The organism is Mediterraneibacter torques (assembly GCF_044591705.1).
Lineage (GTDB): Bacteria > Bacillota > Clostridia > Lachnospirales > Lachnospiraceae > Mediterraneibacter > Mediterraneibacter torques.
In genome coordinates this window covers 1759197-1776844 of sequence record NZ_CP172594.1, presented here as the reverse complement: position 1 = coordinate 1776844, position 17648 = coordinate 1759197, and the positions used below count along the sequence as shown (strand labels likewise).

The following is a 17648-nucleotide window of genomic DNA, read 5'->3' as shown; positions in this document are numbered from 1 at the left end:
TCTTCGATAAATGCTTTTGATATAAAAGAAAGTATGGTATAATCGTAGAGAAACCGTCATGAAAAGGACGGGGATACGAAAAGAAAAAGGATTAAGAGAGATGGAGAGTGAAGTATGGACGGATCAATGTTTATCGGAACATGGTGGGCGCTTGTCCCGCCGCTGCTTGCAATCGTGCTCGCATTTATAACAAAAGAGGTGTACAGTTCTCTTTTTATCGGCGTGGCGGTAGGTGCAATGCTTTACAGCGGATTTAATCCGTGGGAGTCATTTGTCAATTTTTTTGACATTATGAAAAACAGTATGAATCTGAATATTTTGATTTTTGACGTTTTGCTTGGAATGATCATTGTTCTTATGGCAAAGTCAGGAGGTTCCGCAGCCTATGGAAGATGGGCGGGAACGAAGATCAAGTCGAAAAAGAGCGCCCTTTTGGCGACGACAGGTCTTGGTATGCTTATTTTTGTAGACGATTATTTTAACTGTCTGACTGTCGGATCGGTAATGAGACCGGTAACAGACAGGTATAAAGTGTCAAGAGCGAAACTTGCGTATATCATCGATTCGACAGCGGCTCCTGTCTGTATTATCGCGCCGATCTCCAGTTGGGCGGCTGCGGTAAATTCTTACGTGCCGGAAGATGCGGGGATCAGCGGATTTCAGCTTTTTATGAATACGATCCCGTATAACTTGTATGCGCTTTTAACACTGACGATGGTTATTTTCATTACGGTGACGGCGTTTGACTTCGGACTGATGAAAAAGCATGAGAGAAACGCGGCGAAAGGAGATCTGTTTACGACAGGAGGAGAAGAATTCGATCAGGTTGCGGAAGATGAGATCAATCCGAACGGTAAGGTGATCGACCTTGTACTTCCGGTAGCGGTTTTGATCGTATCTGCGGTTGGAGCAATGATCTATACAGGATTCCAGGGCGGAGCGACAAATCTTATTACAGCTTTTTCGGGATGCGATGCAGAGACAAGCTTGATCTTTGCGACACTCGTTACAGTATTTTTTATGTTGATTTTGTATCTTCCGAGAAAAGTCGTAACGTTTAAAGGATTTATGGACAGTCTCGCAGAAGGCTTTAAATTAATGGTTCCGGCTGTTACGATCCTTATTTTTGCATGGTCTTTGAAAGGGATGGGAGATGCTCTCGGACTGGCTGAATTTGTCGGGGGAATTGTAGGAGATAACGCTTCGGCAAGTATCTTCATTCCGGCGATTTTGTTTGTAGTAGCGATCTTTCTGTCATTTTCTACAGGAACGTCGTGGGGAACATTTGCAATTCTCGTTCCGATAGCGACAGCTCTTTTTGCAGGAGCGGATAACCTGACGATGATGACGATTTCTGTATCGGCTGTTCTTGCCGGAGCGGTTTGCGGAGATCACATTTCGCCGATTTCCGACACAACTGTTATGTCGTCTGCCGGAGCGCAGAGCAATCATATCAACCATGTGTCTACTCAGATGCAGTATGCGGCAGTTGTCGCCACGGTAAGTTTTGTCGGCTATATTCTTGCGGGAATCATACGGGTGTGGTGGATCGTACTTGGAATCAGTCTGATCCTTCTGATCGGTGTTCTTATGGGAATGCGGATGTTCTTGGAGAGAAAGCAGGTAAAGAAACATGCCGGGTGAGCAGAAAAAAGTATGTATTGATGTTCCGTATATCGATCAGAGCAAGCTGTACCCGACGGGATGCGAAAGTGTATCGACGGTAATGCTTCTTCGGTTTCTGGGCATTGATATAACGGTTGACGAATTCATAGAAAAATATTTGGAAAAGAAGTCTTTTGAAGAAAGAGACGGGCAGGTTTACGGTCCTGATCCGCATCGGTATTTTTGTGGAAGTCCGTACGATGACGAGTCGTTTGGATGCTATGCTCCGGTGATCCGGGAAGCCCTTGAGAAAATAATAGGCGCTGAATATACCGTGACGGACGAGACCGGGATGACAACTGATGAACTGGTTGAAAAATATATCGATCAGGGGATGCCGGTTATTTATTGGGCGTGTATCAATATGCGTGATCCGATCGTAGGTCCGCAGTGGAAACTCTTAGATACAGGAGAGACGTTTACGTGGATCTCCAACGAACATTGTATGTTGCTTGTCGGTTATGACGAAGATAGTTATTATTTTAATGATCCATATGAAAATAACGGCTGCATCCGATATCCGAAAACAGTTGTGGAAGATCGCCATAAAGCACAGCACATGCAGGCAGTCGGCGTAGTAAGAAAAACGGTCATTCAGTAACCGGTATATGGATGAGCTCGGTATGGTTTGGGAATATGGTGACGGCAACAGATAAAAGAGTCTGAAAAGATTTTGTCTAAGGAGATTTTGAGATATGAATAAAAAACGATTGATTCCTTTGATTTCTATATTGCTCGTATTTAGTTTTATCGGCTTATTTTTCTTTTATAAAAGAAGAAAAGGCTTCGAAAAAAATATTGGCGGATGCTGTTATAGATCTGCCTGAAAATGATCCGGCTATCGACCGCGCAGTTAAAATAATCGAAGAAAACCTCATAAAGGAAATGCCGGACTGCCATGTAACTTCTCTTCATGAAAATGATGCGGGATATGCTCCGCTCCTTCAAAAATATGAAGACAAGGGATTAGAGACACTGATCATAGATATGGATTTTTATGTTGAGGAGGATGCCGAACCGGGCGTGTTCACTCCGGGAACTTCATATGAAGGTTATAGTTGGATGTTTACACGTGAAAGTAAAGACGACACATGGACTTTAGAAGAAAACGGATTTCTTCTATGAAGAAACCATGATGTCTGAATAAAAGAGAACTGCCGCATTGAACTGATTTTTAGTTAAGTTCAGTGCGGCAGTTTTGTGCATTTTATAATAAATGGATTCCGTTTTCGGAAGCGGTTTCGACGATTGATTCCGGCCACATAGAAGAATGGACTTCTCCGATGTGAGCTTTTCTTAAATAATACATACAGATACGTGACTGGCCGATCCCGCCGCCTACAGTATAAGGGAGTTCTCCGTCAAGAAGAGATTTCTGGAAAGGCAGTTTAGCGCGGTCTTCGCATCCTGCGGTTTTTAATTGAGATTTTAATGATTCTTCATCGACACGGATGCCCATAGAAGAAAGCTCGAGAGCGATGTCAAGAACCGGATAATAAACGATGATATCGCCGTTTAACTCCCAGTCGTCATAGTCCGGCGCACGTCCGTCGTGCTTTTCGCCTGAAGCGAGCACTTTTCCGATCTGTGAGATGAATACGGCGCCTTTTGCTTTTGCAATACGCAGTTCTCGTTCTTTTGGAGTGCAGTCAGGGAACATGTCTTCCAGTTCCTGTGAAGTGATGAAGAAAATATCATCAGGAAGAAGAGGTTCGATATAGTTGTACCTTCTTGATATGTAGTCCTCGGTATCTTTTAATGCACTGTATACCTTTCTGACTGTGTATTCCAGTGTTTCCATATTCCGTTCTTCTTTGGAAATAATCTTTTCCCAATCCCACTGATCGACATAAAGGGAGTGGATGTTATCGGTATCTTCGTCACGACGGATTGCAGTCATGTCAGTGTAAAGACCTTCGCCGGAATGAAAACCGTATTTTTTTAAGGCATATCGCTTCCATTTTGCGAGGGAATGAACGATTTCCGCGCAGGCATCGTCCTGCTCTTTGATTCCGAATGATACCGGACGTTCAATTCCGTTTAGATTGTCGTTCATACCGGACTGCGGAAGAACAAACAACGGGGCAGATACACGCGTCAAATGAAGAGATTTTGCAAGCGCGCGCTCGAAATGATCCTTAACTTCTTTGATAGCGACTTCTGTTTCACGGATTGTAAGCGGAGAAGAATATCCCTCCGGTATTTTTAAATGTTCCATATATAACCACTCCTCTTTTGATGTATTGACATTTATGTTTTATTTTAATGGGGAGAAGGGGAGAAGTCAACTGTGACTTTTTTGATTATGTTACTGACAGATTTTTTCATGGAGAAAATTCATTGAGCTTTTCTTTTTGCTGCTCGTTTGCTGCCTGTATTTCAGATTATTCACAATGAGGATATAAAATAACAGATAATTTAAAATAAAATGAAAAAATATTAGAAATAATATTGACAAACACATAATAGAGTGATATTATTAAATCAACAAATAAAACAAACTAAATAATCAATCAAAACTAAATAAAAAATATTTTGTTTTGAAAGAATTTTAGTAAATGTTTTATTCATCCATCGGATATCGTGATCAGGGATCGGATGGAAAGATACAGAGAAAGATCATAATGACGAGAAAGTTATGAGAGAAGTAAAATCTGTATTTGAAAAATCCATCGGAAACTGAAGTTCGATGGAAATCTAAGAATAGGAGGTACGGACCACCGGGAACGTAAGTTGATCTATCAAAAAGAAGATAGAAAAGAGAGGTAAAAAAAGAATGATAGTAATATCACATTGAAAGTGGATGTTGATCAAGATGAGTTGATTGGCATCCACTTTCAGTTGTGCGGAAATATATTCGGTAAAATAGCGAAAGCATAAAACTTGGCAGAGGTATGTATATTGCTATGTATTGCTGTATATTGCGTAATGAGTCGGGTTTATGGCACACCTTTTCTGATAAGATTTTTTTAGAAAACTTTTTGGAAAACTTTTTGGAAAAGATGATATTTTGGAAAGGTGTGTTTTTATTATGAAGAGAAAAAGAAAGACAGCAAGAGAAATTTTTATAGTGATCTGTTTATTTTTGACAATATTTCTGGCGGTGTTGTTTGCATTTGGGAGAACAGAGATTCCGGCAGTCGTTTATATGTCTGTATGTACGGCATGTCTTTTCGGAGGGGTTGCAGCGATACAGGAGTGAGTGACCGGGTGTTTTGGATTTTATCAACTACCGTTGTCTTCTGAAATGTGAAATGTCGGTGTATAACAGTTGTAATCAACTGTTCGGATGATGTATAATAATTTCATGAATGATAGGGATAAAAAATATCAGGTGATTACACCGGAAAAGGGGGCTTGTGTATGAAAATAGATATGCATTGCCACGTGAAAGAAGGCTCGATCGACAGCAAGGTTGGAGTGGAAGAGTATATTACGATTTTAAAAAAGCATGGTTTTCAAGGGATGGTCATTACCGATCATGACACATACAACGGATACCGATATTGGAAAGAAAATATAAAAGGAAAGAAGCATACGGATTTTGTTGTATTGAAAGGGATTGAGTATGACACAAGGGATGCCGGGCATATCCTTGTTATTATGCCGGAAGGGGTGAAGATGCGTCTGCTTGAGATGCGGGGGATGCCGCTGGCGCTTTTAATCGACCTTGTGCATCGAAACGGCGGAGTCCTAGGTCCTGCTCATCCATGCGGTGAGAAGTATATGAGTTTTACGAATGCGCGGCGGTATTACTTATCTCCGGAGATTGTAAAGCGTTTTGATTTTGTAGAGGCATTTAATAGCTGTGAGCCCGTTTCGTCGAATTCAGGTGCGGAAAAACTGGCGAAAAAATATGGAAAAGTTATGACTGGCGGAAGTGATTCACATAAGCCGGACTGTGTCGGACGGGGATATACGATCCTTCCGGAACCTGTTACATGTGAGACGGAACTGATTTCGCTGATCCATAAGAAAACTCCGTTTAAAGCGGGAGGAGTGCTTTATAATAAGACTACGAAGGAAAAGATCGGAAAGATCAACAAGCTTTTGGTATATTCCTTCTGGGTTTATAATAAGAGCGGAGAATTAGTGAAAAGACATGGCAGAAATAAAAAAATGGAAGAAGAGCATCCGTTTGATCCGATCGATCCGATCGAACTGTATTATCATTCTTGATCCGATGAATGGAAAATGATCGCTGTGTGGAGCATGCGATAAGAAAAAGTTGTCTATCAGTTATTTGTTTAACTGATAGACAACTTTTTTGTCTTCTCTTATTTCTTTTATCATTTTTTGTTTCAGCATATACGGGAGAATCGAATCAAGGAAAGCATTTGGATCGGTCACTCCGATTCGCTCGCTGTTGAACGGCTGTTTTGCGGTCAGATCTTTTACAAAGGGTTCCAGTTCTTTTTTTGTCAGCGACTTATTTTTTTTGAGCGCTTTTTTGACTTTGGAGATTCCTTTTGAACAGAGCATGTTGGAGAGATCCTGTTTCTGGTGCATTGTGCGCCAAAGACCCCATCCGTAAATGATCATTGTGGCAACGGCAAACATAAGGACGTAGGGAATGTATTTTAACATTATTTTTTCTCCTCTCCTTTCCAGTAGATCAGGTTGTTGTCTTTCATGATCTCAAGAAATTTAATTAAACGGGATAATGATTTTTCCATTTTCGGAAATTCAGATTCCATTTCTTTGGAAAGCTGATGTACGTCTTTTTCATCGTCTATCGCATGCCATACGAAACTTCCGTACTTATCCATTTTAATATCGCTGACTCTCGGGCGGCGGAATATTTTCTGGGCAATTTTGTGATAGAAGCCTTTCCATTCGATAAAGACGGTGACGATTCCGTTTTCATCTGTTTCATATTCTATATCCGGATTTTTTACAGGAATAAAATCAAGATAGTTTTTTTCGTTTTTTTTACTTTTTTTACTCATCTTAATGAAGATCCTCTCTACAATATCATTACAGAATAATATCATAAAAAGAGGCAGCCTGCAAGCAGCAGACTGCCTCCGGTGAACAATCAGATCATGTATGTACTTTGTTTATACGTTGAACTGAATGTACGGTTTTATTTTTTAGCAGGTTTCGCTTTCATGCAGAGTGCGAACAATCCGCCGAGAAGAGCGATGAAGATAATCAGACTTCCAACTTGCGGAAGTGAGAATTTTAAAGCTACGTCAAGTTTCGCAACTGCAAATCCTGCAAGCAGGATACCGGTGATACCTTCTCCTGCGATAAGTCCTGATGTGAAGAGCACGCCTTTGTCTGTGCGGGCTTTCTTTTCTTCGTCCGTACCTTTGATCTTTTCAACAAGGAAACGAACAGCTCCACCGGCCATGATACCTGCGCTTAAGCTGAACGGGAGATACATACCGACTGCGAACGGCATTACCGGAACTTTTATGATCTCGACTACGATTGCGATAAACACACCGATAAGGATGAGTCCCCACGGAAGTTCTGCGTTCATGATACCTTCAACGAGCATTTTCATCATTGTAGCCTGAGCTGCCGGAAGTTCTTTTGAACCGTAAGACCAAGCTTCGTTCAGAAGGTAGAGAACTCCGCCGATAGCTGCCGCTGAAACAATGACACCGATCAATTCACCGATCTGCTGTTTCTTCGGTGTAGCTCCTACGATAAATCCGGTTTTAAGGTCCTGAGACGTATCTCCGGCGATTGCTGCGATTACACAGATGATACCGCCGATAGCGATTGCTCCGACCATACCTTTTGTACCTGTTGTACCTGTTGCTTTTAAAGCCAGTGTAGCGATGATCAATGTTGCGATCGCCATACCGGAAACAGGGTTGTTAGAAGAACCGATCAGACCTACCATACGAGAAGAAACGGTTGCAAAGAAGAAACCGAAGATTACGATGATAAGTGATCCGAGCGGACTTACAGGGAATGCCGGGATGAGCCAGATTGCAACAACGATCACAAGAAGAACTACAAGAAGGATCGGCATAGGAAGATCCTGCTGTGTACGAACGAGCGTTGTGTTGGAACGTTTTTTGGACATACTGGACATAGCCTGTTTAAATGTACGGACGATCAGCGGGAAGCTCTTGATCAGGCTGATCATACCGCCGGTAGCAACAGCTCCGGCTCCGATGTATTTGATGTAGTTGCTCCAAAGAGCAGACGGTCCGTTGGCTGCAAGCAATTCAGAGATCGGAGCTGTGCCTGGGAAGATCGTAGCGTCAGCGCCGAACAAAGCGATTGCCGGCATAAGTACGAACCAGCTCAGAGTACCTCCTGCAAGCATGTAGCTTGAAATCTTCGGTCCACAGATGAAGCCGACACCTGCAAGAGCAGGAAGAACCTGAATACCGATCTGAGATCCTGCATAGCTTTTGAAAGCATAACCGATTTCGCTTGGGAATAATTTGAATCCGTCTGCGATGAATTTGTAAGCTGCTGCGATACCGAGTCCTGCGAATACAGTACCTGCTTTTGCGCCTCCCTCTTCTCCTGCAAGAAGAACTTCTGCGCAGGCTGTTCCTTCCGGGAACGGAAGTGTGCCGTGTTCTTCAACGATCAATGCCTGACGAAGCGGCACCATGAAGCAAATTCCGAGGACACCTCCGAAAAGTGCAACGAGAAAGATCGTCATCATACTTGGGAAAGCGATTTTTCCCTCCTCAGCCCAGATAAATAATGCAGGCAGAGTGAAGATAGCACCTGCCGCTACAGACTCTCCGGCGGAACCGATTGTCTGCACAAGATTGTTTTCGAGAATGGAATCCTTACGAAGAATCACACGGATGATACCCATAGAGATAACTGCTGCCGGAATGGAAGCTGATACTGTCATACCGACGATCAGTCCGAGGTATGCGTTTGCGGCTCCGAAAACGACTGCAAGGATAATACCAATCACGATTGAAGTTACCGTAAACTCCGGAACGATTTTATCTGCCGGAATATACGGTTTGAACTCATTTTTCTTTTCCATGATGTTCATTCCTTTTCCTTTCTGTAAAATTAAAGACTTTGTAGTAAAGTCTATAACATTATACCACTTTGGCGTGATAAAAGGAAGAAGAAAAATTTGTATTTATGCAATATTCGTCAATATTTCTACAGTAATATTAATATTTATTAATATTATGACGGTTTTTTTTGACATATTCTGCGTTTTGGATAAAATTGCAGGGGAAAACGGCGAAGAAGAAATTCAGGCGGAGCGGGCGGAGAGATTTTACACTTTATATTTCAGGAAGATTCTTTTATAATAAGAGGCAGCAAGACGGAAGGTGAAAAGTGGAAATGAATGAAATTTTAGAACAGGCGCTTCCTTTTTGGGAAAGTCTGACAGATAAACAGAAAGAAGAAATCAGGAACAATATGGTAAAAACAGAATGCCAAAAGAAAACGCAGCTCCATTTCGGCGGCGGAGAATGCGCCGGAGTCCAGATCATCGGAAAAGGAAGAGTGCGGGTATTTATTACATCACCGGGCGGCGGAGATATTACATTATTCCGTTTGCTGGAAGGAGATGTCAGTATTCTGAGCGCGGCGTGTATGCTTAATGGTATGGATGTGGAGCTTGATATGGAGATGGAAACAGACTGTGAACTTTATACGATTCCAAAGTGTGTGTATCGCAAACTGTATGATGAGAGCGGAATTGTGAAAGACTATACGATGGAGATGATATCGGAAAAGTTTTCTGACATCATGTGGCTGTTTAATCAGTTCGTTTTTTCAAATGTAGCATCTCGTATCGCATCGGCTCTGCTCGACCATAAAGTGATGGAGCGCTCAGACAGTCTGGCGATTACGCACGAGGCATTGGCGCGGGATGCGGGGACAGCGAGGGAAGTAGTGACAAGGATACTGAAGCAGTTTCAGGCTGACGGACTTGTGAAACTGACCCGCGGGAAAGTGGAAATACTTAACGAGGCAGGACTGAGAAAAATCTAATCTTGAAACGGCAAAACGGCACATAGATGTTAATTGTGATTTTGTCACTGAAAAGAAAATTCATCCGGTATAATATAAAGCCATACTCAATGAAAGAAAACAAAAATCGAATCAATAAAAACAGACCGAATAAGGTCGGGAAAAGGAGAAAGAAAAATGGCAGTAGTAAAATTAACAACGGCAAATTTTGATCAGGAAGTTCTTCAGGCAGATCGCCCGGTATTGGTAGATTTCTACGCTGACTGGTGCGGACCGTGTAAGATGATGGGACCGGTAGTAGAAGAGATTTCCGGAGAATTGGACGATGTAAAAGTATGTAAGATCAATATTGACGAAGAGATGGAAGTAGCGCAGCGCTACGGTGTTATGAGCATCCCGACATTTATCGCGTTTAAAAACGGAGAGATGACAGGAAAACAGGTCGGCGCTGTTCCGAAGGGAGCGCTTGCAGATCTGGTAAAATAACAAAACATAGTAAAGGACAGATAAACCGGCTTCTTGTCAGGAATGTGCACGGGTAGTATAATCAAGAAAAATATGTTGGAAGACCTGTGGCAGGAGGCGGTTTATGTCATTACAATTTATTATGGGAAATTCCGGAAGCGGAAAATCTTACTGTTTATATGATACGGTTGTTCGGGAAGCGATTGAAAATCCTGACAAGAATTATCTTGTCATCGTTCCCGAGCAGTTTACGATGCAGACACAAAAAGATCTCTGTCTTGCGCATCCAAAAGGCGGGATCATGAATATTGATGTGTTAAGTTTCGGGCGTCTGGCGTACCGCGTTTTTGAAGAGGTGGGTCAGGATGCCCGTGTTGTGCTTGATGATGAAGGAAAAAATCTTGTTTTGCGCAAAATTGCGGGCGAGTGTGAAAAAGATCTGAAGGTCTTTAAGGGAAACCTGAAAAAACAAGGTTATATAAGCGAAGTGAAGTCTGTTCTTTCGGAATTTGCGCAGTATGGCGTAGACTTTGAACGTTTGGATGATTTTATGAAAGAAGTGCCGCCTGAAAGTTATCTGCATTATAAACTGGATGATATCCGAACTATATATGAAAAATTTGAAGAGTATTTAAGTGAAAAATACATTACAAAAGAAGAAATGCTCGATGTGCTCAGCGACGCTGTTCCGTATTCCGATATTTTAAAAGGAAGCGTGGTGGCGATGGACGGGTTTACAGGTTTTACGCCTGTACAAAACCGTTTGATCGGTGAGCTTTTTTCAGTGTGCGAAAAAGTGATGATCACAGTGATGATGGACGGAAGAGAAAATCCGTATGTATATGAACATCCGTATCAGATTTTTGCGCTCGGCAAACAGATGGTCACATCTCTTATGAAGATTGCGGGTGAGAAAAAAACAGAGATTGAAGAACCGATATGTTTGTTTGAAAGGCCGGTGTATCGTTTTCGGGATTGTTCGGAAATGGCGTTTTTGGAAACGGAACTATTCCGGTATTCAGGCGCAAAATATAACGGAAGCTGTGAGTCTGTATCGCTGCATGAAGTGCGCTCTCCGGGAAAAGAGGCAAAGTATGTAGCAGAAAGTATCAGGCGGTTAGTGAGGACAAAAGGATACCGATACAGAGACATTGCCGTGATCGCGTCAGATATGAATGTGTATGCGGATGTGTTGGAAAAAGCATGTGCTTCTTTTGACATACCTGTGTTTATGGATCATAAGAAAAGTATTCTTCTGAATTCTTTTGTAGAGTATGTCCGCAGCCTTCTGGGGATGATACAGGAAAATTTTACTTATGAAAGCGTATTTCGTTATTTAAGATCCGGATATTGTGAATTTACGGAAGATGAGATCGACCGATTGGAAAACTACTGTCTTGCGCTGGGGATAAAGGGATATAAAAAATGGCAGCAGGCATGGGCGAGGAAAACGAAAGAGGCGGATGAGGAAGAAGTGGAAAAGTTAAATCATCTGCGCGTGAAATTTGTCGAAAAGATCGATCCGCTTATGTTCGTTTCAAGACAGAAAAAAAAGACGGTGCTTGACATTACGCTTGCGGTATATGAATTTATCGCAGGAGAGCATCTTCAGGAGAAATTGGAACAACAGCAGAAATTTTTCGCAGAACAGGGAGAACTTACACTTGCAAAAGAATATGAGCAGATCTACCGGATCGTCATGGAGTTGTTTGACAAGTTTTCGGAACTGTTAGGCGACGAGCCGATTACGCTGAAAGAATACTGCGAGCTTCTTGACGCCGGATTTGAAGAGGCGAAAGTGGGAGTGATTCCTCCGAGCATTGACCAGGTTGTGATCGGAGACGTAGAGCGTACAAGAATGAAAGATATCCGCGCCTTGTTTTTTGTCGGAGCGAACGATGTGCTTTTGCCGGGCAATGCGGGAACGGGCGGCATTTTGTCTGAGCGGGACAGAGAAAAATTCAAAGAGAAAGATATCTCGTTGTCGCCCGGACCGAAGGAAAAAATCTATATACAGAAATTTTATTTATATACGGCGCTGACAAAACCGACGGAACTTCTAAGCCTGTCATGGTCAAAGGTGTCGGGGGAGGGAAAATCTCTGCGTCCGGCGTATTTGATACAGGAGCTTCGCAGGCTGTTTCCGAATCTGTCCGTTGTCGATGAAGAAAACAGAAAGCTTAGCGACAGAGAGATCACCCGAAGAGGGGGGATCGAGAAAGTGGCAAAAGGAATTTGCAGCCGCCGTCTCGGGCTGGATAATGAGTGGAAAGAGTTGTATACATGGTTTCAAAAAGACGGAAGAAATAAAAAAGAGATCGAAAGTATTTTGAATGCAGGTTTTCTGCATAAAACAGATACGAGGCTTGCACCGGAACTGACAAAAGAACTTTATAGTGATCGAAATCGCGTCAGTGTGACAAGACTGGAAAAATTTGCGTCTTGTGCATATGCTCATTTTTTAAGTTACGGACTGCGGCTTTCAGACCGGGAAGAATATGGGTTTGAGGCGCTTGATCTCGGAAATATCGCGCACAAGTCTTTGGAGACGTTTTCCAAAAAGGCGGATGCGCAGAAAATGAAATGGCAGGAAATACCGGAAGCTCTTCGTGACGAGATGATCGATGAGAGTGTGGAAGAAAGCGTAATAGATTATGGGAATACAGTTCTTTTCAGTTCGGCGCGAAATGAATATATGATCACTCGGATCAAACGTCTTATCCGAACTTCTGTGTGGGCGCTGACAAAGCAGATAGAAAAAGGAGACTTTCTTCCAAGCGGGTACGAGATGCAGTTCGGAAGCGGGAAGATTGACCGAATCGATACATGTTTTGACAATGACTGTGTTTATGTCAAAGTGACAGATTATAAAACGGGAATGAAAAGTTTTGATATTACGGCGTTGTATCATGGTCTGCAAATGCAGCTTCCGGTATATCTGAACGCGGCTTTGGATGTAGAGCAAAGAAAACATCCTCATAAAACGATCGTCCCGGCAGGAATATTTTATTATCGGATACAAGATCCGATCGTTTCGGAAGAAAAAACTCAGGATGCCGTGGAGAGAAGTATTTTAAAAGAATTAAAGCAGGATGGGCTAGTTAACGGGGATGATATGGTGATTTCGCATTTGGAGAAAGAACTTTCGGGGAATTCGCTCCTTTTTCCAATAGGAAGAAATAAAGACGGTTCATTGAGTAAAACGTCTCACGCGCTTCCGGAAGAACTGTTTCGGCTAGTACTTTCTTTTGCGAAACGAAAAGAAGAGTCGGTCAAAGACCGAATGTATGACGGAGAAGTTTCCGCCTCTCCGTATGAGATGGGAGAAACTACAGGATGTGATTACTGTCCGTACAGAGATATATGTGGGTTCGATCCGCGTCTTGAAGGATGTAGTTACCGCAGGCTGGAGAGATATTCTTCAGACGATGCGGTGAAAAAGATGCGGGAGGCTTTGGAAGAAAATGTCAGCCGGGACGCTTCGGAAAACGAGCAAAGCGGGAAAGGCAGGGAAGGATAAGAATGGGCGTGAAATGGACAGAACAGCAGCAAAAGGTCATAGATCTGCGAAATCGTAATATTCTTGTATCTGCGGCGGCAGGATCGGGAAAGACAGCCGTTCTCGTAGAACGTATTATTCAAAAGATCACAGATGAGCAAAGTCCTGTCGATGTGGACAGACTTTTGATTGTGACATTTACAGAAGCGGCGGCAGCAGAGATGAAGGACAGGATCAGAGAAGCGATCGAGAAAAAGCTGGAAGAAAATCCGGGAAACGTACATCTGGAGAGGCAGGCTACGTTAGTTCACAGTGCGCCGATCACGACGATACACAGTTTTTGTCTGTCTGTGATAAGGGAACATTTTCATGTGATCGATCTTGATCCGGGATTTCGGATCGGAGAAGACGGAGAATTAAAACTTTTAAAACAAGACGTTCTCGATGAATTGCTTGAAGAGTGTTATTCCAAAGGAGAGGAAGAGTTCCTTTCCTTTACAGAGCGGTTTGGAACAGGGAAAAATGACCGGAAGATCGAAGGGATCATTTTAAAATTATACGAATATTCCGGCAGTTATCCAAGACCGGAACAGTGGCTTGACCGTTGTGCTGCGGTATATACAGAAGAAGAGGCGGCGGAAGCGATGATACGGCGGGCAAAAGAACACGTTCTTATTCGGATCGAAGAACCGGAAAAACTGATCCGCAGAGGATTGAAAATATGTGAGGAGCCGGATGGACCGTATATGTATGCGGATATGCTGGAAGAGGATCTTCGTGGAATAGAGAAGATAAGAAAATGCAGTGATTTTGCAGAAATGTATGACGCGGCTGATCGGTTTGTATGGAAAACGCTTTCGAGAAAAAAAGATGACAGTGTATCGGCTGAAAAAAGAGAGTCCGTAAAGGCGTTGAGAGAACAGGCAAAAAAGGCGATTGCCGGGGTGAAGGAAACTTATTTTTACGCGCCGGAAAGCGTATGGAAAGAGGACATGGTTTCGGCGGGAGAGTCTGTGAAAACGCTCGTATCTTTGGTAAAGCTGTTCGCAGAAAAGTTTGCGGAAAAGAAGCGCGGCAGAAATATGATAGATTTTAACGATATGGAACGGTTTGCGCTTGATATACTGACTGAAGAAAAAAACGGAGAACTTGTTCCGTCTGCCGTAGCCGGAGAATATGCAAAACAGTTTGAAGAAATTATGATCGACGAATATCAGGACAGTAATTTTGTACAGGAGACGATCCTGACAAGCGTATCGGGACAGGCAGAAGGAAAAAATAATATTTTTATGGTAGGCGATGTAAAGCAGAGCATTTACAGCTTCCGTCTTTCAAGACCTGAACTGTTTATGCAAAAATATAACACATACAGTTTAGAAGACAGTGACAGACAGAGGATCGATCTGCATAAAAACTTCAGAAGCAGAGGAGAAGTTCTGGACAGTGTCAATTATATCTTCCGACGTATTATGAAAAAAGAAATGGGCGGAATCGAATATGATGACAGCGCGGCGCTTTATCTTGGGGCGAAGTTTCCGAAAACAGAAGAAATTGAGGCAAAACGATACATATCGTCAGAATGTGAAAGAAACACAGATCTTTTCAAGACGGAGCTTTTGATCTTAAAAGACCGCGATAAAGAAGCGGAAAACGTACGTCGGTCAGAAGCGAGGATGATCGCGCGCAGAATTAAAAGTTTGATGCGCGGCGGGGTTGTGTCGGATAAAAAAACAGGGGAATATCGTCCGGTGCAGTATAAAGATATTGTGATTTTGACAAGAAGTGTGAAAGGATGGGCAGAAGATTTTTCGGCAGTCCTTGCAGAAGAAGGGATTCCCGCATATTCTGTAAGCAGGGAAGGGTATTTTGAAACTTATGAAGTGAGCGTATTGCTTGACTATCTTAAAATACTCGATAACGGAAGGCAGGATCTCCCGCTTGCGGCGGTTCTGGCGTCGCCTTTGGGAAATCTTCTGACAGAAGATATGGCAAAGATCAGAGTCGCATATCCCGACGTACCGTTTCATGAAAGCGCGCGGATGTACGCGTCGGAAGAAGCACAGGATCCGGTCTTGAAAGATCGTCTGATGAGATTTTTCAGTCAGGTGGATCATTTCAGAAAAAAAGTGTCGTATACTCCGATTCATGATCTGTTGACGGAGATTATAGAAGAAACAGGTTTCGGTATATACATTTCGGCGATGGAAGGCGGAGTGCAAAGAGCCGCAAACGTAGAGATGCTGGTGGAAAAAGCAAAGGCGTTTGAAGGAACAAGCTACAAAGGATTGTTTCATTTTGTGCGGTATATCGAACAACTGAAAAAATATGACGTTGATTACGGAGAAGCCGGGATCATGGATGAACAGGCGGATACGGTAAGGATCATGAGTATTCATAAGAGTAAAGGTTTGGAATTTCCGGTTGTTTTTGCGGCAGGTATGGGAAAACAATTTAATACACAGGATACGAAAAGCAGCATGATCCTTCATCCTGAATGGGGCATTGGGATTGATAAGATCGATCTGAAACGGAGGACAAAAGCGCCTACATTTTTGAAAAAGCTGATTCGGGAAGAGGCAATGTATGAAATGTGGGCAGAGGAGATGCGCATTCTGTATGTAGCGTTGACAAGAGCAAAGGAAAAACTGATCATGACAGGGGTTTTGCCGGATCGTTTCATTATGCGCTCCGGCAAAGACGGAGTTATCACGGCAGGTGCAAAATCATATTTCGACTGGATCATACCGGCTCTTTGGTCTGAAGAGGAGGAGGCGGCGTTAGAAGATGCGCCTGTCTGCATTTTTCAGTATACAGGAAATGACATAGGAGCAGATATTTTACAGGTGAAGTCAGAACAGTTGGCGCTTGACGTATTGAAACACTGGGATGTGACAAAAGTGTATGATCCGGAAATACGAAAATGTCTGGATGAACAGGCAGATTACGTTTATCCGTATTATTCGGAAGGCGGTATGAAAATGAAGTTTACCGTATCGGAGCTGAAAAAAAGAAAGGCGCTGCAAGAAGAAGCGGGAGAGGAAATGTATAAAGAACCACAGACGGTTCCTCTTCTTCCCCGTTTTATAAAAGAGGAAGAAACTCTTTCCGGCGCTTCACGGGGAAGCGCATATCACAAGTTTTTAGAACTGCTTGATTTTGCAAAAGAATACGAAGCAGATGATCTGGAAGCAGAGGTGGAAAGGCTTGCGGAAGATGGACGTTTATCGAGGGAAATGGCAGAATGTATTGAGACAGAAGATATGATGCGGTTTCTTCGGACTAAGAGCGGAGTGCGGATGTTACAGGCGGCAAGGAACAGAAAACTTTATAAAGAGCAGCCTTTTGTGATCAGCGTGAATGCATCGGAGATCTATCAGGGAGATCTGTCCGGGGAAAAGATATTAGTGCAGGGGATTATCGACGTTTATTTTGAAGAAGAAGACGGACTTGTCGTGCTTGATTATAAGACGGATCAGGTGAAAAGCAGAAAAGAACTTGCGGAAAAATATCATGCGCAGCTTGAATATTATGCACATGCCCTGTCTCAGCTTACGGGAAAAACTGTAAAAGAGAAGATTATTTATTCGTTTACTTTAAAAGAGGAGATCATCGTATGAAGATTTTGATGTATTGTTTGCTCGCATTAAATGTTGGGGTATGGCTGATGTACGGTATAGATAAGTGGAAAGCAAAATCGGGAAGATGGCGGATTCCCGAAAAAGTTCTTCTGCTTGCGGCGTTTGCAGGCGGTTCGGTTGGAGCTTTAGCAGGAATGATGATGTTCAGGCATAAAACAAAGAAAGCAAAATTTGTCATCAGCGTACCGATATTTTTTGTGATCCATTGTGTGATAGCCGGATATGTGCTTTTGAATTATTAAAGAACAATGTAACAGTTCAGCCCGCGCCATTCGTAAAACCGCACTGCGTGCTTATTGTGGCTGCCGCCACTGTTTTACTCATAAAAAGGCGCTAAGCACATACAGATGTCCGCTTGCAAAAATATGCAAGCATGTTTTGTGCTTCCTGTACATCTGTATGGATGAACTGTTACGAAAAAATATGTCAGATGCTCTTGACTTTGACGTAAC

The 17648-nt window shown here is 42.8% G+C and carries 14 protein-coding genes; 10 read left to right on the top strand and 4 right to left on the bottom strand.

The window, feature by feature from the left end; translation table 11 throughout:
• The first annotated feature begins 114 nt into the window (after window positions 1-114).
• The 3 genes from ACH9UM_RS08325 to ACH9UM_RS08315 all read left to right on the top strand — a co-directional run bounded on the left by ACH9UM_RS08325 (window position 115) and on the right by ACH9UM_RS08315 (window position 2790).
• Entirely contained in the window at window positions 115-1644 is a 1530-nt protein-coding gene (locus ACH9UM_RS08325; RefSeq protein ID WP_004845216.1) for a Na+/H+ antiporter NhaC family protein, read from the top strand.
• On the top strand, window positions 1634-2266 hold the full coding sequence (locus ACH9UM_RS08320) for a C39 family peptidase (protein ID WP_004845217.1): 633 nt from the start codon (window positions 1634-1636) through the stop codon (window positions 2264-2266). The genes ACH9UM_RS08325 and ACH9UM_RS08320 overlap by 11 nt, the downstream gene beginning before the upstream one ends.
• A gap of 197 nt (window positions 2267-2463) precedes the next feature.
• Window positions 2464-2790 carry a hypothetical protein gene (locus ACH9UM_RS08315; RefSeq protein ID WP_009243363.1) on the top strand — a complete coding sequence of 109 codons (327 nt, stop codon included), beginning with the start codon at window positions 2464-2466 and terminating at the stop codon, window positions 2788-2790.
• An 82-nt stretch (window positions 2791-2872) separates the two neighbouring features.
• Here ACH9UM_RS08315 and asnA read toward each other — a convergent pair whose 3' ends face one another.
• Entirely contained in the window at window positions 2873-3883 is a 1011-nt protein-coding gene (asnA, locus tag ACH9UM_RS08310) for an aspartate--ammonia ligase (RefSeq protein ID WP_004845220.1), read from the bottom strand.
• Between the two features lie 813 nt (window positions 3884-4696).
• On the opposite strand from asnA, the gene ACH9UM_RS08305 reads away from it, so the two are divergent.
• Both ACH9UM_RS08305 and ACH9UM_RS08300 read left to right on the top strand, forming a co-directional pair.
• The gene (locus ACH9UM_RS08305; protein WP_009243362.1) at window positions 4697-4867 is read left to right on the top strand and encodes a hypothetical protein; all 171 of its coding nucleotides are present in this window, start codon (window positions 4697-4699) and stop codon (window positions 4865-4867) included.
• 161 nt (window positions 4868-5028) lie between these two features.
• Window positions 5029-5844 carry a PHP domain-containing protein gene (locus ACH9UM_RS08300; RefSeq protein ID WP_004845222.1) on the top strand — a complete coding sequence of 272 codons (816 nt, stop codon included), beginning with the start codon at window positions 5029-5031 and terminating at the stop codon, window positions 5842-5844.
• Window positions 5845-5904: 60 nt separating this feature from the next.
• Here the strand turns inward: ACH9UM_RS08300 and ACH9UM_RS08295 are convergent, their stop codons facing one another.
• The 3 genes from ACH9UM_RS08295 to ACH9UM_RS08285 all read right to left on the bottom strand — a co-directional run bounded on the left by ACH9UM_RS08295 (window position 5905) and on the right by ACH9UM_RS08285 (window position 8644).
• Window positions 5905-6252: a hypothetical protein gene (locus tag ACH9UM_RS08295; protein WP_004845223.1), complete on the bottom strand. Its 348-nt coding sequence runs from the start codon at window positions 6250-6252 to the stop codon at window positions 5905-5907.
• Window positions 6252-6614, bottom strand: a complete 363-nt coding sequence (locus ACH9UM_RS08290; protein WP_022003258.1) for a PqqD family protein — start codon at window positions 6612-6614, stop codon at window positions 6252-6254. Before ACH9UM_RS08290 ends, ACH9UM_RS08295 begins: the two co-directional genes overlap by 1 nt.
• Before the next feature lie 137 nt (window positions 6615-6751).
• Window positions 6752-8644 (bottom strand): OPT family oligopeptide transporter, encoded by a 1893-nt coding sequence (locus tag ACH9UM_RS08285; protein ID WP_009319929.1) that lies wholly within the window; start codon window positions 8642-8644, stop codon window positions 6752-6754.
• A 314-nt stretch (window positions 8645-8958) separates the two neighbouring features.
• Here ACH9UM_RS08285 and ACH9UM_RS08280 point away from each other — a divergent pair, with 314 nt between their 5' ends.
• The 5 genes from ACH9UM_RS08280 (at window position 8959) to ACH9UM_RS08260 (ending at window position 17438) form a co-directional block, all read left to right on the top strand.
• Complete coding sequence (locus ACH9UM_RS08280) at window positions 8959-9615, top strand: Crp/Fnr family transcriptional regulator (protein WP_004845227.1); 657 nt, start codon at window positions 8959-8961, stop codon at window positions 9613-9615.
• Window positions 9616-9771: 156 nt separating this feature from the next.
• Entirely contained in the window at window positions 9772-10080 is a 309-nt protein-coding gene (trxA, locus tag ACH9UM_RS08275) for a thioredoxin (protein ID WP_004845228.1), read from the top strand.
• 103 nt (window positions 10081-10183) lie between these two features.
• The gene (locus ACH9UM_RS08270) at window positions 10184-13579 is read left to right on the top strand and encodes a PD-(D/E)XK nuclease family protein (RefSeq protein ID WP_155236703.1); all 3396 of its coding nucleotides are present in this window, start codon (window positions 10184-10186) and stop codon (window positions 13577-13579) included.
• Window positions 13580-13581: 2 nt separating this feature from the next.
• Complete coding sequence (gene addA, locus ACH9UM_RS08265) at window positions 13582-17175, top strand: helicase-exonuclease AddAB subunit AddA (RefSeq protein ID WP_009319927.1); 3594 nt, start codon at window positions 13582-13584, stop codon at window positions 17173-17175.
• Window positions 17172-17438 (top strand): DUF1294 domain-containing protein, encoded by a 267-nt coding sequence (locus ACH9UM_RS08260; protein WP_004845231.1) that lies wholly within the window; start codon window positions 17172-17174, stop codon window positions 17436-17438. The genes addA and ACH9UM_RS08260 overlap by 4 nt, the downstream gene beginning before the upstream one ends.
• The last annotated feature ends 210 nt before the right edge of the window (window positions 17439-17648 follow it).

Bases quoted from the DNA above. Each gene is read 5' to 3' on its own strand.
- ACH9UM_RS08260 (WP_004845231.1), top strand. From the start codon at position 17,172: ATGAAGATTTTGATGTATTGTTTGCTCGCATTAAATGTTGGGGTATGG.
- ACH9UM_RS08305 (WP_009243362.1), top strand. From the start codon at position 4,697: ATGAAGAGAAAAAGAAAGACAGCAAGAGAAATTTTTATAGTGATCTGT.
- ACH9UM_RS08325 (WP_004845216.1), top strand. From the start codon at position 115: ATGGACGGATCAATGTTTATCGGAACATGGTGGGCGCTTGTCCCGCCG.
- ACH9UM_RS08295 (WP_004845223.1), bottom strand. From the start codon at position 6,252: ATGTTAAAATACATTCCCTACGTCCTTATGTTTGCCGTTGCCACAATG.
- ACH9UM_RS08290 (WP_022003258.1), bottom strand. From the start codon at position 6,614: ATGAGTAAAAAAAGTAAAAAAAACGAAAAAAACTATCTTGATTTTATT.
- trxA (WP_004845228.1), top strand. From the start codon at position 9,772: ATGGCAGTAGTAAAATTAACAACGGCAAATTTTGATCAGGAAGTTCTT.
- asnA (WP_004845220.1), bottom strand. From the start codon at position 3,883: ATGGAACATTTAAAAATACCGGAGGGATATTCTTCTCCGCTTACAATC.
- ACH9UM_RS08270 (WP_155236703.1), top strand. From the start codon at position 10,184: ATGTCATTACAATTTATTATGGGAAATTCCGGAAGCGGAAAATCTTAC.
- addA (WP_009319927.1), top strand. From the start codon at position 13,582: ATGGGCGTGAAATGGACAGAACAGCAGCAAAAGGTCATAGATCTGCGA.
- ACH9UM_RS08300 (WP_004845222.1), top strand. From the start codon at position 5,029: ATGAAAATAGATATGCATTGCCACGTGAAAGAAGGCTCGATCGACAGC.
- ACH9UM_RS08320 (WP_004845217.1), top strand. From the start codon at position 1,634: ATGCCGGGTGAGCAGAAAAAAGTATGTATTGATGTTCCGTATATCGAT.
- ACH9UM_RS08280 (WP_004845227.1), top strand. From the start codon at position 8,959: ATGAATGAAATTTTAGAACAGGCGCTTCCTTTTTGGGAAAGTCTGACA.
- ACH9UM_RS08285 (WP_009319929.1), bottom strand. From the start codon at position 8,644: ATGGAAAAGAAAAATGAGTTCAAACCGTATATTCCGGCAGATAAAATC.